Below are 14,419 nucleotides of genomic sequence, written 5' to 3'. Positions count from 1 at the left end.
CGCCGCAGAGCGCCGCGCGCCTTTCGTCGGAGACCTCAGTCGAGGAACAGGTCGGGCACCAGCGCGCCACCCTCCGGGTCGTAGCGGTACTGCTCGAAATCGCTCTGGCCGCGCTCGCGCAGCAATTCCTCGTCGACCAGCAGGCGCCCGCTGAGGCTGCGCCCCTCGCTGGTGAGAATGGCGTGCGCGGCGTCGGCCATGATCGCCGGGGTGCGCGCGCGGCGGAAGGCGTCACGGCTGCCCAGCTCGAACTCGATGGCGGCGGTGGCGATCATGGTCTTCGGCCACAGCGCGTTGACGCTGATGGCGTATTTCCCGAACTCCTCGTGCATCCCCAGGGTAAGCATGCTCATGCCGTACTTGGTGACCGTGTAGGGGCCGTGCTGGGCGAACCACCTGCCGGCCAGGTTGATCGGCGGCGACAGGCTGAGGATGTGGCCGTTGGCGCTCCTGCGCAGGTAGGGCAGGGCGGCCTGGCTGCAGACCAGCACCGCGCGGGTGTTGATCTGGTACATCAGGTCGAAGCGCTTGGGCTCCAGCTTCTCCACCCCGACCAGGCGGATCGCCCCGGCGTTGTTGACCAGCGCGTCGATCCCGCCGAAGCGTTCGGCGGCGCGGGCCATGGCCGCCGCCACGGCCTGCTCGTCGCGCACGTCGAGTTGCAGCGGCAGGGCCTGGCCGCCGGCGGCCTCGACCTCGGCGGCGACGCTGAAGATGGTGCCTTCCAGCTTCGGATGCGGCTCGGCGCTCTTCGCCGCGATCACCAGGTTGGCGCCATCGCGCGCGGCGCGCAGGGCTATCTCCCGGCCGATGCCGCGGCTGGCGCCGGTGATGAACAGGGTCTTGCCGTGCAGTGACATGGGCGTCTCCGTTTTCTTGTCGTTGTCGTTGCGGATGAGCGGCGGGGTGTCTCAGGCGTCGGCTTCCACCTCGACCAGCACCTGCCGGTTGCGCACCTGCTCGCCACGGCCGACCTGGACGCGGCGGACCACGCCGTCGACTCCGGCCTTCAGCGGGTGTTCCATCTTCATTGCCTCCAGCACCAGCAGCAGTTGGCCCTTGCCGACCCGTTCGCCCTCGCCGACCAGCACCTCGACGATGGCACCGTCCATCGGCGCCTTGAGCGTGCCGGAACTGGCGCCGGCCTGGGCGCTGGCGCCGGCGTGGGTGACGTCGAGCAGTTCGAGGTTGCCGCCGTGGCCGTATAGCCAGAGGCGCCCGCCGTCCAGGTGGTAGGCGTGGCGGCGGCGAATGCCGTCGAGTTCGGCGCTGGCCCAGCGTCCGTCGCAGTCGAGCAGGCGCACGGCGATCTCGCGTCGCTCCAGGCGCGCCAGCAGTCGCGGCCGGCGACCGCTTTCGAGGACGTCCAGGCCGATCTCCAGGCGCTGTTCGGCGTGCTTCAGGACGATCTTCCACGGTGCCCCGGCGGCGCTGCGCCAGCCGGCCAGGCCGGGCTGGTGCGCACTGGCCTCGGCGCCGGCCTGGTAGAGCAGGGCGGCGGCCAGGGCCAGTTCCTCGGCGCCCGGCTGGCGCGGTTGCAGGCTGGGGTCTTCGGCGAAGCGTTCGCCGATGAAGGCGGTGGTCGCCTCGCCGGCGGCGAAGTCCGGATGCGCCAGGAGGTTGGCGAGGAACCGCTGGTTGCCGTCGACCCCCAGCAGCACGCAGCGCTCCAGCGCGCGGATCAGCTTGCGCCGGGCTTCGTCGCGGGTCGCCCCGTAGGCGATCAGCTTGGCCAGCATCGGGTCGTAGAAGGGCGTCACCGCCTGCCCCTCGACCAGGCCATGGTCGATGCGTACGCCGGGCAGCAGTTCCGGGTCCCAGCGCAGCACCGTGCCGGTCTGCGGCAGGAAGCCGCGACCGGCGTCCTCGGCGTAGAGGCGGACCTCGATGGCATGCCCGCGCAGTTCCACCTGTTCCTGCCGCAGCGGCAGCGGATGGCCCTCGGCGACGCGGATCTGCCAGGCCACCAGGTCCTGGCCGGTGACCAGTTCGGTGACCGGGTGTTCGACCTGCAGGCGGGTATTCATCTCCAGGAAGTAGAAGCGGCCATCCTCGCCGAGAAGAAACTCGACGGTGCCGGCGCCCACGTAGTTGACCGAAGCCGCGGCCTTCACCGCCGCCTCGCCCATGGCGCGACGCAGGTCGGCATCGAGCACCGGGCAGGGAGCTTCCTCGATGACCTTCTGGTGGCGGCGCTGCACCGAGCAGTCGCGTTCGCCGAGGTAGAGCAGGTTGCCGTGGCGGTCGCCGAACACCTGGATCTCCACATGGCGCGGGCGCAGCACGGCCTTCTCCAGGATCAGTTCGGCGCTGCCGAAGGCGCCCAGCGCTTCCGAGCGTGCGGTGCGCAACTGCTCCAGCAGTTGGTCGGGTTCCTCCACCAGGCGCATGCCGCGGCCGCCGCCGCCGGCGCTGGCCTTGATCATCAGTGGGTAGCCGATGCGTTCGGCCTCGCGCCGCAGGGTCGCGTCGTCCTGTTCGGCGCCTTCGTAGCCGGGGATGCACGGCACCCCGGCGGCGAGCATGGCGATCTTCGACAGGCGCTTGCTGCCCATCAGGTGGATGGCTTCCGCATCCGGGCCGATGAAGACGATCCCGGCGGCTTCGCAGGCACGGGCGAACTCGGCGTTCTCGGAGAGGAAGCCGTAGCCGGGGTGGATCGCCTCGGCGCCGCTGCGACGGGCGGCGTCGAGGATCGCCTCGAGGTTCAGGTAGGACTGCGCCACCGCTGCCGGGCCGATGCACACGGCCTCGTCGGCCAGTTGCACATGGCGGGCGTCGGCGTCCGCCTCGCTGTACACGGCGACGCTGCGGTAGCCCAGTTCATGGGCGGTGCGCAGCACCCGGCAGGCGATTTCACCGCGGTTGGCGACGAGGATCTTGTTGAAGCTGGGCATGTCGTTCGGCTCCTGGAGGCTGTTGCCCTGTTTCGCGGTCGTGGCTCACTGGGCCCAGACCGGCTTGCGTTTCTGTACGAAGGCCAGGGTGCCTTCGCTGCCTTCGGCGCCGCCCACCGCTTCGGCGAACTGGCGCGCCGCATCGTCCAGCAGGGCGCCGAGTTCGCCGCTTTCGCTGGCCAGCAGCAGGGCCTTGGTGGCGGCGTTGGCGTTCGGCGCGCAGCGGCGCAGTTGCTCGAGGGTTTCCTCCAGGCGCTGTTCGAGGGCATCGGCGTCGGCCTCGCAGAAATGCACCAGGCCCAGGCGCAGCGCCTCGCGGCCGTCGAAGCGGGCGGCGGTGAGGGCCAGGCGGCGGGCCTGGGTCAGGCCGATGCGGCGGACCACGAAAGGCGCGATCTGCGCCGGGAGAATGCCGAGGCTGGTTTCCGGCAGGCCGAACTGCGCATCGGCGGCGGCGATCGCTACGTCCGACACGCAGGCCAGGCCGAAACCGCCGCCGAGCACCGCGCCTTCCACCAGCGCCACCAGCAGTTGCGGGGCGGCCTGGGCTTCCTCCAGCAGGCTGCCGAAGGCGCGGTTCAGCGTGCGGTAGGCTTCCGCCCCGGCGGCGCGGGCACCGGCCATGTCCTTGATGTCGCCGCCGGCGCAGAAGTGCCCGCCGGCGCCGCGCAGCACCAGCGCCCGCACGCTACGGTCGTCGCGCACGGCGGCGAGCACCGCGCGCAGTTCGCCGACCATCGCCAGGCTCATGGCGTTGCGGCTTTGCGGGCGGTTCAGGGTGATCCGCAGGACGCCCTCGATGGGTTCCAGCAGCAGGGTCTCGCAATGCGGCAGGCTCATGCCGGTTTCCTCCTGGAACGTCAGCCTTTCTTCTTGCCCGGCAGGATGCCCATCAGCTTGCAGATGATGCCGAGCATGATCTCGTCGGCACCGCCGCCGATGGATACCAGGCGGGTGTCGCGGTAGGCGCGGGAGACCGGGTTGTCCCACATGAAGCCCATGCCGCCCCAGTACTGCAGGCAGGCGTCGCTGACCTCGCGGCCGAGGCGGCCGGCCTTGAGCTTGGCCATGGAAGCCAGGCGCGTCACGTCCCTGCCTTTCACGTACAGCTCGGTGGCCTGGTAGACCAGGGCGCGCAGCGCCTCGACCTCGGTCATCATCTCGGCCATGCGGAAGTGGATGACCTGGTTGTCGATCAGCGGCTGGCCGAAGGTCCTGCGCTCCTTGCAATACTCGATGGTGACGTCGATGCAGTGCTCCAGGCCCTTGATCATGTTGGCCGCGCCGAACAGCCGTTCTTCCTGGAACTGCAGCATCTGCATCATGAAGCCGGCGCCCTCCGCGCCGATGCGGTTGCGCTGCGGTACGCGGACGTTATCGAAGAACACCTGGGCGGTCTCCGAACTGCGCATGCCGAGCTTGTCCAGGTGCGGACTGAGGGTAATGCCCGGGGTCTTCATCGGGACCACGATCAGCGACTTGTTGACGTGCGGCTTGTCGTCGGAGGTATTGGCGAGCAGGCACATGAAGTCGGCCGACGGCGAGTTGGTGATCCACATCTTGCTGCCGTTGATCACATAGTCGTCGCCGTCCTTGCGCGCGGTGGTCTTCAGGCCGGCGACGTCGGAGCCGGCGCCGACCTCGGAGACGCCGATGCAGCCGACCATCTCGCCGGCGATGGCCGGGCGGAGGAACTCCTCGCGCAACTCGTCGGAACCGAAGCGGGCCAGGGCCGGGGTGCACATGTCGGTCTGCACGCCGATGGCCATCGGGATGCCGCCGCAGGTGATGCTGCCGAATTCCTCGGCGGCGACGATCGAGTAGCTGTAGTCCAGGCCCATGCCGCCGAACTTTTCCGGCTTGGAGATGCCCAGCAGGCCGAGTTCGCCGGCCTTGCGGAAGATCTCGTGGATCGGGAAGCGGCCGTCCTTTTCCCACTGGTCGACGTTGGGGTTGATTTCCCGCTCGACGAAACTGCGAACGGTGCGGCGGAGTTCCTCGTGTTCCTGGGTGAAGATCATGGGTTGTCTTTCCTCCTGGGCATCATTGTTTTCCGGCAGGATCCGCTTGCTCTCTCCCAACCCTCTTCCTTCAGGGAGAGCGGGGAGAGGGGCTGTCGCCGGCTCGCCTGTTTCAGTCAGAACCTCGCGACCCCGAAGCTGTTGCCCTTCAGCGGCCGCGCCTCGGCTTCCGCGCAGATATCCAGCAGGTAGCCGAGCAGCCTGCGGCTGTCGCGCGGGTCGACCAGGCCGTCGTCCCATAGGCTGGCGGTGCCGTAGAGCGCGGTGGACTGGCTGTCGAGCTTCTGCGCGGTGACGGTTTCCAGCATCTCGAGCATCTTCGGATCGGCTTCCTTGCCTTCCTTGGCGTGTTTCTCCTCGGTGACGATGCGCAGTACCTTGCCGGCCTGGGCACCGCCCATCACCGCGGTGCGACTGTTCGGCCAGGCGAAGATGAAGCGCGGGTCGAGGCCGCGTCCGCACATCGCGTAGTTGCCGGCGCCGTAGGAGCCGCCGACCACCAGGGTCAGCTTGGGCACGCGGGCGTTGGCCACCGCCTGGATCATCTTCGAGCCGTGCTTGATCACGCCCTGGCGCTCCGACTCGGTGCCGACCATGAAGCCGGTGGTGTTGTGCAGGAACAGCAGCGGCGTGTTGCTCTGTTCGCAGAGCTGGATGAACTGCGCCGCCTTGGCCGCGCCCTGCGGGGTGATCGGTCCGTTGTTGCCGATCAGGCCGCAGGCGTGGCCCTCGATGCGCAGGTGGCCGCAGACGGTTTGGCCGTCGAACTCGTTCTTGAAGTCGAGGAACTCGGAGCCGTCGGCGATGCGCGCGACGATCTCGCGGACGTCGTAGGGCTTCTTCGGGTCGGCCGGAACCACCCCGAGCAGCTCCTCCACCGGGTACAGCGGTTCACGCCAGGAACGCGCCGGGCGCGCCGGCAGTTGTGCGTTCCACGGCAACATGCCGACGATCTCGCGGGCCAGGCGCACGCCGTCGGCGTCGTTTTCCGCCAGGTATTCCGCGGTGCCGGCGACCTGCGCGTGCAGTTCGGCTCCGCCGAGCTCCTCGTCGCTGGCGATCTCGCCGGTGGCGGCCTTGAGCAACGGCGGCCCGGCGAGGAACATCTTGGCCTTGCCGCGCACCACCACCACGTAGTCCGACAGCCCCGGCTGGTAGGCACCGCCGGCGGTGCTGGAACCATGCACCACGGTGACCTGGGGAATGCCCATGGCGGAGATCCGCGCCTGGTTGGCGAAGCCGCGCGCACCTTCGACGAAGATCTCCGCCGCGTAGTTGAGGTTGGCGCCACCGCTTTCGGTGAGGGTCACCACCGGCAGCTTGTTCTCCATGGCGATCTGCTGCAGGCGCAGGGTCTTCTTCAGCCCGGTCGGGGAGATGGTGCCGCCCTTGATCGCGCTGTTGCTGGCACTGACCAGGCAGCGCACCCCGGCGATGTAGCCGATCCCGGCGATGATCCCGCCGCCGGCCTGGGTGCCGTCCTTGTCGTCGTGCAGCTTGTAGCCGGCCAGCGAGGACAGTTCGAGGAACGGCGCGCCCGGGTCGAGCAGCAGCGCCAGGCGTTCGCGCGGCAGCAACTGGCCGCGTTTCTCGAACTTCGGCCTGGCCTCGGCGGCCTTGTCCAGGACCTTCTGCTCCAACTCGCGGAAGCCGGCCACGGCGGCGAGCATGGCCTCGCGGTTGCGGGCGAAGTCCTCGCCGTTGACGTCGAGTTCCGACTGGATCGCGGGCATGTCAGTCCTCCTGGTCCTTCAGTACGTCGGGCAGGTAGGCGCGGTGGAAGCCGTTGTACGCGCGGCTCTGTCCCGGCTTGCCCTTGAATAGCGGGAAGGCGCGGCTGCCCTGGCTGGCGGCGCCGTCGATGCGGATCGTGTTGCCGCTGACGAAGGCGGCGCCGGGGGAGAGCAGGAAGACGATGGCGGCGGCGACTTCCGACTCGCTGCCGATGCGCTTGAGCGGCACGTGCTCGCGCAGGGTCGGGATCACCGCCTTGAACGCGCCTTCGTAGGTATCCATGCCGCTGGACGCGATCCAGCCCGGCGCCACCGCGTTGACCCGCACGCCGGCATGGCCCCACTCGACGGCGGCGGTCCTGGTGAAATTCTCCATGCCCGAGCGTGCGGCGCCGGAGTGACCCATGCCGGGCATGCCGCCCCACATGTCGGCGAGCATGTTGACGATGCTGCCGCCGGTCTTGCTCATCGACTGGTTGAACACTTCGCGGGCGACCAGGAAGCCGCCGACCAGGTTGGTGCGGAGCACGGTCTCGAAGCCCTTCTGGCTGATCGAGGCGAGGGGCGAGGGATACTGGCCGCCGGCGTTGTTGACGAGGTGATGGATGGTCCCGCGTTCGGCCAGGATATTCGCCACCAGCGTCTTCACCGCTTCCTCCTCGCGGATGTCGCAGGCGTGCCAGCTGACGCTGCCGCCGTCCTCGACGATCTCGCCGGCGGTCTTCTCCAGCTTTTCCGCCTTGCGTCCGACCAGCACCACGTGGGCGCCGAGGGCCGCCAGCTCGTGGGCGGTGCAGCGGCCGATGCCGCTGCCGCCGCCGGTGACGATGATGGTCTGGCCGTCGAACAGGCCAGGTCGGAAGATCGAGTCGTAGCTCATTGTTCTGGTGACTCCGATGAATCCCGTAGAGGGGCAGCGGAACGCCGCATTCGCCGTTCCTGGTTGTGGTTATCTGCCTTGCGTTTCCAGCGCGTCGGCGAGCGCCTGCGGCACCGCCACCGGAAACTCCAGCAACTGCTGGGCAAAGGCCTTGCCCTGCGGGTCGATGCGCAGGCTGGCGACGCCGCCGCCGCCGAGGGCGTTCTCCAGCAGGAAGTTCAGGCTGTGGCTGCCCGGCAGGTACCAGCGGCCGACCCGGCCGGTCTGCGGGTCGAGCACATGCTGCATCCAGTCCACCACGGCGCCTTCCTCCAGCGCCTCGGCGATCCACGGCAGGTACTCCGGGCGCCGCGCCATGACCCCGATGTTGCTGTGGTTGCCTTTGTCGCCGGAGCGCGCCACCGCCAGCTTCACCAGCGGCACGCTGGCGCTGGCGGGCTGCTCCGGGCGTGGCGGCTGGTGCGCCTCGGCCAATCGTGCCGGATCGAAGGCTTCGAGGACGGGCAGTTCCAGCGGATGGCGCTGGCCGTCGATCTCCACGCTCAACGCGCATTGCGCCTTGTCGATCAGGAAAGAGAACAGGCGGATCACCGGATACACCGTCGGCCGGCCGCCGACGATGCCGGTCAGGCCGGGCGCCATCCCGGTGGCGGCCTGGGCGATCTCGCGGGAGAACAGCACCAGGGCTTCCTTGCGCGGATGCCGGACGGCCAGCTTGACCACCACTTCGCGGCTGTCCTGCCGTCGCCCATGGGGACCATAGGTGGCTTCGCTGCCGAGCAGTTCGACGTTGACCTCGCGGTAGGGCTCCCAGCCGCGCTCGGAGAAGATTTCCTCGGTCCTGGCGATGATCGCCTGGCTGACCCGCTCGGCCTTCTTCAGCGCATCGATGCCGGCGATCAGGCAACTGGCGGTGCAGCGGAAACCGTCCGGATAGGTGGCGCTGACCTTGTACCGGTCGGTGGGCGGCAGGCCGCGCGCGCCTTCCACCGCGACCCGGTCGGGTCCGACCTGGCGCAGGCGCACCTCGGTGAAGTCGCAGACCACGTCGGGCAGCAGGTAGGCGCGTGGGTCGCCGATCTCGTAGAGCATCTGTTCGCCGACGCTCAGTTCGCTGACCAGGCCACCGGTGCCGGGCGCCTTGGTCACCACGAAGCGCCCGTCGGCCTCGACCTCGACGATGGGGAAACCGATGTGCTCATAGTCCGGCACCTGCTCCCAGTCGGTGAAATTGCCGCCTGTGCATTGCGCGCCGCATTCGACGATGTGCCCGGCGAGGGCGGCCTGGGCCAGTCGGTCGTAGTCGTCCCAGGCCCAGCCGAACTCGTGCACCAGGGCGGCGCTGACCACCGCGCTGTCGACCACCCGGCCGGTGATCACGATATCCGCGCCCAGGCGCAGGGCCTCGACGATGCCCGGCGCGCCGAGGTAGGCGTTGAGCGAGACGCACATCGGCGGGAAAGGCGCGTCGCTGAACATCTCGCGGATGCCGGCCTTGGCCAGTTCGGCCTGGCGCGCTTGCAGGTTGTCGCCATGGAGCACGGCGATCTTCAGCTGCACCCCGGCCTTCTCGCAGGCCGCGGCGAGGGCGGCGGCACAGGCCTGCGGATTGATCCCGCCAGCGTTGCTGATGACGCGGATCTTCTTCTCGGCGATCTCGCCCAGCAGTGGTGCGAGGACCTCGACGAAGTCGGTGGCGTAGCCGGCGTCCGGCTGTTTCAGGCGGGCGCCGGCCATGATCGACATGGTGATCTCGGCCAGGTAGTCGAACACCAGGTAGTCCAGCGGCGCGCCGCGCACCAGCTGCGCGGCCGCGGTGCAGGTGTCGCCCCAGAAGGCCGAGGCGCAGCCGATGCGTACGGTCTTTTGCATTGTTCTTGACCCGTGACGGCGGAAGTGTGGGGCGACATTACCAAGCAAGCGCTTGGTTGAGAAGGGGGCAGAAACAAATCCCTTCGCGGCTGTTACCCAAGCGCTTGCTCGGTCGTCTTCGCAGGCATACATTTCATGAATGCCGACAAGCACTTGCGGGGCAATCCCGAGGCCGGTCGGCAAATACGGAGCGGCCGGGCGCGCGGATGAGCGGCACCGAGCCGCCGACGATCCGGAAAAGGGGTACTCAGCGTTGGACGATCAGAAAGCCCGGGAAGTGATGCTGGAGCTGGTGGCTACCGGACAGCTCACCGATCCGGAAAGCGCCCGCGGCAAGCTGCTGCAGACCGCCGCCCACCTGTTCCGCAGCAAAGGCTACGAACGCACCACGGTGCGCGACCTGGCCAGCGCGGTGGGCATCCAGTCGGGCAGCATCTTCCATCACTTCAAGAGCAAGGACGAGATCCTGCGCTCGGTGATGGAAGAGACCATCCTCTACAACACCGCGCTGATGCGCGCCGCCCTGGCCGACGCCGAGGACCTGCGCGAGCGGGTGCTGGGACTGATCCGCTGCGAGCTGCAATCGATCATGGGCGGTACCGGCGAGGCGATGGCGGTGCTGGTCTACGAGTGGCGCTCGCTGTCCGCCGAAGGCCAGGCGTACATCCTCGGCCTGCGCGACATCTACGAGCAGATGTGGCTGGACGTGCTGGGGGAGGCGCGGCTGGCCGGCTACTGCCAGGGCGATCCGTTCATCCTGCGGCGCTTCCTCACCGGCGCGCTGTCCTGGACCACCACCTGGTTCCGTCCGGAAGGACCGATGAGTCTCGACCAGCTCGCCGAGGAGGCCCTGGCGCTGGTGATCAAGGACGCCTGATCACTCGGAGATCAGGCGGAACGGGTAGCTCAGCAGGAGGAAGTGCAGGGTGTTGATCGAGGCGTGCAGCAGCACCGCCAGCGACAGCCGCCCGCTGAAGTGCAGGACCATGCCGTAGCCCAGCCCGGCGATCCCGGCCAGCAGCGCATACACCGGGTTCACCAGCAGGTGCAGCGCGGCGTAGGCGAGGGTCGCGACGATGATTCCCGGCCAGGCGCCGAACCAGCGGATCAACTGGCTTTGCAGCAGGCCGCGGAAGAACGCCTCCTCGGCCAGCGAGACCACCCCGACGTTCAGTACCAGCCACCACCAGAAGGCATCCGGCCACTTCGGCTGCCAGCTCGCGGCATTGGTCATGATCGACAGCAGCGGCACCACGAAGAAGGTCAGGCAGAAGGCCAGCGCGGTGATATCCAGCGACACCAGCGGCTGCTTCGGCCGGCGTAGCCACCAGGCGAGCAGGGTAAGGGCGACCAGGGCCTTGTCCCAGGGCAGCCAGATCATCTGGATCGGCGGGCTGGCGCTGGCAAGGTCCCAGGGGAACAGGCGCAGGGGAATGAAGCCGGGCAGGTAGTGGATGGCGATCAGGGCGCTGGCGGCGAGGCTCACCGGCCACCAGAGCAGGGTCGGCAGCCAGCGCTCGGCGTAGGTCACCCAGATGATGTAGAGCAGGACGATGACCGCCGTCAGCAGCGCGATGTGCCCGGTGAAGAAGCCCCCGAGCAGGAACAGAATGGGTAGAAGCGGTATCAGACGCCCGAGCATGCAGCCTCCCGTTTAAAGGAGGGATTCTAAAGGCATTTCGACCCGCGGATGGGAAAAGCGCAAGGAACGAACCTTCTGCCAGAGGGAAACACACGGGGAACGAACCCCAGGTTGCGCAGGAAAAACCACGCGCGGCCCGCATGACTCCGCCCCGCGAGCCTTCGCCTCGCCGGTTTTTCGCCCGCCGGGGTTTTCCTACGAGACCTAGTGACCCGCCGGCAGGCCAATAGGTTCAGCGGTCCTTCGCCTCCTGCGCGTCCAGCTCGGCGTTGCGTTCATGGATGCGTTTGAGCTGTTCCTCGCTCAACGGCAGCTTCTTCGCCGAGTCGCGTAGCAGCAGGAGTCCGCCGACGATGGAGCCCAGGGCGAGGACGATGATCAACCAGGCGTACCAGGGCATGTTGTTCTCCCTCATCGATATGAATGTTCACCATACGCCGGGTTTGCCTTTCTGTCAGACAACGCTCCGGCGCGAGGCCCTGTGGTTGAGACTCCCGGCGGCGCTCGGAAGTTGCGGGCGGAGAAAACGCTGAGCCTGGCCGGCGTGATGCCTGTCACATGTTGGCAATCTGACATTGCTTAACTGGCGGGTATCCCTTCATTGCCCCGTCCGGGCCTGCCAGCGAGAGGTTGCCGATGTCTCCGAGCGCGTTGTCCCGTCTGTTGCGCCCGGTGGAACCCCTGACTCCGGCGATGAGCATCAGCGACGTCGCCGACCGCCTGCTGATGCCGGAGCACCGTGCCTTCCTCTCGCTGCCGGTGGTCGACGACGAGCGCCGGGTCCTCGGCCTGGTCAGCCGCTACACCCTCCAGGACATCTTCATGCAGCGTTTCGGCCGCGACCTCTGGGGCCGCCATCCGGTGCGCGACGTCATGAACCGGGCGCCCCTCAGCGTCTCCCTCGGCGCCAGCCTGGAAGAGGCGGCGCAGCAGGTCACCGGTCGCCTGCAGTATCCGATCACCGAGGACTTCGCCCTGGTCGACGAAGAGGGTCGCTACCATGGCCTGGGCACCGTGCTCGACCTGCTGAAGGCCATGGAGGCGCGCATCGCCCAGCGCAACCGGGTGCTGCGCAAAGCGCTGGTGGACCTCAAGGAGTCCCAGGCGCAACTGGTGCAGTCGGAAAAGATGGCTTCGCTCGGGCAGATGGTGGCCGGGGTCGCACACGAGCTGAACACGCCGCTCGGCTACGTCGGCAACAACCTGGCGCTGCTGGAGGAGCTGAGCGATCCCTTGTTGCGCCTGGCCGATGCCCAGGCGGCGCTGGTCGACTGCCTGGGCGACCCGCAGTGCGACGAAGCGCGCCTGGCGCAGGCGCTGCAGGCGGCCGACGCGGTGCGCCGCGAAGCCGCCGTCGAACAGTTGCGCGAGGACCTGCGGCAATTGTTCGTCGATACCCGCTACGGCCTCGGCCAGATCGGCGAGCTGGTTTCCGGGCTCAAGGACTTCGCCCGCCTGGACCGCGCCTTCAGCGAGGAGGTCGACCTCAACGACTGCGTGCGCAACGCCGTGCTGATCGCCCGCACCGCCATCAAGGACAAGGCCGAGATCAGCAGCCAGCTCGGCGAGCTGCCGCTTATCGCCTGCGCGCCGTCGCAGATCAACCAGGTGCTGCTGAACCTGCTGACCAACGCCGCGCAGGCCATGGAGCGTTTCGGCCGCATCCTGCTGAAGAGCTGGGCCGACGAGCGCCAGGTGTTCCTCTCCGTGCAGGACAACGGCAAGGGCATGCCCGCCGAGGTCCTCGGGCGGATCTTCGACCCGTTCTTCACCACCAAGCCGGTGGGGCAGGGCACCGGGCTCGGCCTGTCGATCAGCTACAAGATCATCCAGCAACATGGCGGGACCATCCGCGTGGCCTCCGAACCGGGCCGCGGAACCCGCTTCCTCATCAGCCTGCCGCGAGAGCAGGCCCGCGAACTGAAACGGAGCGCCTGACATGAGCCCATCTCCCGTCCGCATTCTCTTCGTCGATGACGAGGAGCGCATCCTGCGCAGCCTGGCCATGCAGTTCCGCCGCCATTACGAGGTGTTCACCGAGAGCGACCCGCGGCGCGCCCTGGAGCGCCTGAAGACGGAACGGATACAGGTGCTGGTCAGCGACCAGCGCATGCCGCAGATGAGCGGCGCCGAGCTGCTGGCGCAGGCTCGCGAGCGCTATCCGGAGACCCTGCGGATTCTCCTCACCGGCTATTCCGACCTCGATGCCGCCGTCGACGCGCTCAACGATGGCGGCATCTTCCGCTACCTGACCAAGCCCTGGAATCCCCAGGAAATGGCCTTCACCCTGCGCCAGGCGGCGGAGATCGCCAGCCGCCAGGGCCTGCCGGCGCCGCCCGCGGCCACGCTGGCGGCGCCGCTGAGCGTGCTGCTGCTCGACGACGACCCGGAAACCCTGGACTGCGTCGGGGCCTTCTGCCATGCCGGCGGGCATCGCCTGCTGCGCGCGCGCAACCTGGCCGAGGCGCTGGTGTGGCTGAACACCGAACCGGTGGAGGTGCTGGTCAGCGACCTGAAGCTGGCCGGGGAGCATACCGCGCCGCTGCTGAAATCCCTGGCCCAGGCCCATCCGCGCCTGCTCAGCCTGGTGGTTACGCCGTTCCGCGACACCCAGGCCCTGCTCGAACTGATCAACCAGGCGCAGATATTCCGCTACCTGCCCAAGCCGATCCGCAGGGGATTGTTCGAGAAAGGCCTGAAGGCGGCCGCCGAGCAGGCCTTGCTGTGGCGCGGGCGAAGCCTGCCGGAGGTCGACCGGCTGGCCGAGGTGCCGCGCGACGAGCGCGAGAAGGAACGGGTCGGCAGCCTGCTCGGCATGCTCGGCCGCCTGCGCGAGCGGCTGACGGCCTGAACGCCGGCCTAGCCGGCGTCGCAACCGGCGGCCTTGGCCTGGCGGCTTTCCACCAGGCGTGCGCGGAGGACGTCGTAGCTCCAGTTGAAGGCCATGGTGTAGGGCAGGAAGAACAGGATCAGGCCCATGTCGAGGAGGAACGCCTCGACCAGTCCGATCGACAGCCACCAGGCGGCCAGCGGTACCAGCACCACGATCAGGCCCAGCTCGAAGAGCATCGCATGCAGCACCCGGACCTGCAGGGTGCGCTGGAAGCCCATGCGCCGCTGGGCGCGGTCGAAGAGGCTGTTGAAGAGCATGTTCCAGAGCATCGCCACGGTGGAGAACATCAGCGTCAGCGCACCCATGTGCGCCAGGGGCTTGTTCATCACCAGCGACAGCACCGGCGCGGTGAGGAGGACGGCCAGGCCCTCGAAGGCCAGGGCGTGGAAGATCCGCTCCTTGAGAGTCTTGTCGAGGGCGGTGTGGGTGTGGGTCATGGCGAACGCTCCCGGTTCGTCGTTGAAGTCGGGCTGTATTGTCA

The 14,419-nt window shown here is 68.3% G+C and carries 13 protein-coding genes; 3 read left to right on the top strand and 10 right to left on the bottom strand.

Annotated elements, in window-relative coordinates; all coding sequences use genetic code 11:
- Positions 1-35: 35 nt before the first annotated feature.
- The 7 genes from HMPREF1224_RS16750 to HMPREF1224_RS16720 form a co-directional block, all read right to left on the bottom strand.
- Complete coding sequence (locus tag HMPREF1224_RS16750) at positions 36-860, bottom strand: SDR family oxidoreductase (protein WP_003101741.1); 825 nt, start codon at positions 858-860, stop codon at positions 36-38.
- A 51-nt stretch (positions 861-911) separates the two neighbouring features.
- Entirely contained in the window at positions 912-2,897 is a 1,986-nt protein-coding gene (gene atuF / locus HMPREF1224_RS16745) for a geranyl-CoA carboxylase subunit apha (protein WP_010793178.1), read from the bottom strand.
- Positions 2,898-2,942: 45 nt separating this feature from the next.
- Complete coding sequence (atuE, locus tag HMPREF1224_RS16740; RefSeq protein ID WP_003143706.1) at positions 2,943-3,737, bottom strand: isohexenylglutaconyl-CoA hydratase; 795 nt, start codon at positions 3,735-3,737, stop codon at positions 2,943-2,945.
- 20 nt (positions 3,738-3,757) lie between these two features.
- Positions 3,758-4,918, bottom strand: coding sequence for a citronellyl-CoA dehydrogenase (gene atuD / locus HMPREF1224_RS16735; protein ID WP_003101733.1), 1,161 nt, complete (start codon positions 4,916-4,918; stop codon positions 3,758-3,760).
- A 116-nt stretch (positions 4,919-5,034) separates the two neighbouring features.
- Complete coding sequence (gene atuC, locus HMPREF1224_RS16730; protein WP_003114738.1) at positions 5,035-6,651, bottom strand: geranyl-CoA carboxylase subunit beta; 1,617 nt, start codon at positions 6,649-6,651, stop codon at positions 5,035-5,037.
- A gap of 1 nt (position 6,652) precedes the next feature.
- Positions 6,653-7,531 (bottom strand): SDR family oxidoreductase, encoded by an 879-nt coding sequence (locus HMPREF1224_RS16725; RefSeq protein WP_003090991.1) that lies wholly within the window; start codon positions 7,529-7,531, stop codon positions 6,653-6,655.
- Positions 7,532-7,600: 69 nt separating this feature from the next.
- Positions 7,601-9,403, bottom strand: a complete 1,803-nt coding sequence (locus HMPREF1224_RS16720; RefSeq protein ID WP_010793177.1) for an acyclic terpene utilization AtuA family protein — start codon at positions 9,401-9,403, stop codon at positions 7,601-7,603.
- A 253-nt stretch (positions 9,404-9,656) separates the two neighbouring features.
- Between HMPREF1224_RS16720 and atuR the strand changes: the two genes are divergently transcribed.
- On the top strand, positions 9,657-10,280 hold the full coding sequence (gene atuR / locus HMPREF1224_RS16715) for an atu genes transcriptional repressor AtuR (RefSeq protein ID WP_003117641.1): 624 nt from the start codon (positions 9,657-9,659) through the stop codon (positions 10,278-10,280).
- Here atuR and HMPREF1224_RS16710 read toward each other — a convergent pair whose 3' ends face one another.
- Both HMPREF1224_RS16710 and HMPREF1224_RS16705 read right to left on the bottom strand, forming a co-directional pair.
- Entirely contained in the window at positions 10,281-11,045 is a 765-nt protein-coding gene (locus HMPREF1224_RS16710) for a CPBP family intramembrane glutamic endopeptidase (RefSeq protein ID WP_003090986.1), read from the bottom strand.
- A 232-nt stretch (positions 11,046-11,277) separates the two neighbouring features.
- Positions 11,278-11,445: a DUF2897 family protein gene (locus tag HMPREF1224_RS16705; protein ID WP_003090984.1), complete on the bottom strand. Its 168-nt coding sequence runs from the start codon at positions 11,443-11,445 to the stop codon at positions 11,278-11,280.
- A gap of 236 nt (positions 11,446-11,681) precedes the next feature.
- Between HMPREF1224_RS16705 and HMPREF1224_RS16700 the strand changes: the two genes are divergently transcribed.
- Entirely contained in the window at positions 11,682-12,983 is a 1,302-nt protein-coding gene (locus HMPREF1224_RS16700; protein ID WP_010793176.1) for a sensor histidine kinase, read from the top strand.
- Between the two features lies 1 nt (position 12,984).
- Positions 12,985-13,896 carry a response regulator gene (locus HMPREF1224_RS16695; protein ID WP_003122517.1) on the top strand — a complete coding sequence of 304 codons (912 nt, stop codon included), beginning with the start codon at positions 12,985-12,987 and terminating at the stop codon, positions 13,894-13,896.
- 8 nt (positions 13,897-13,904) lie between these two features.
- Here the strand turns inward: HMPREF1224_RS16695 and HMPREF1224_RS16690 are convergent, their stop codons facing one another.
- Positions 13,905-14,375 (bottom strand): multidrug/biocide efflux PACE transporter, encoded by a 471-nt coding sequence (locus HMPREF1224_RS16690; RefSeq protein ID WP_003101714.1) that lies wholly within the window; start codon positions 14,373-14,375, stop codon positions 13,905-13,907.
- Positions 14,376-14,419 lie beyond the last annotated feature (44 nt).

The sequence above is a fragment of the Pseudomonas sp. P179 genome (genome assembly GCF_000478485.2).
In the GTDB taxonomy this organism is placed as follows: domain Bacteria; phylum Pseudomonadota; class Gammaproteobacteria; order Pseudomonadales; family Pseudomonadaceae; genus Pseudomonas; species Pseudomonas aeruginosa.
Note: the sequence above shows the minus strand (reverse complement) of the source record. Positions and strands in the feature narration are given on the sequence as shown.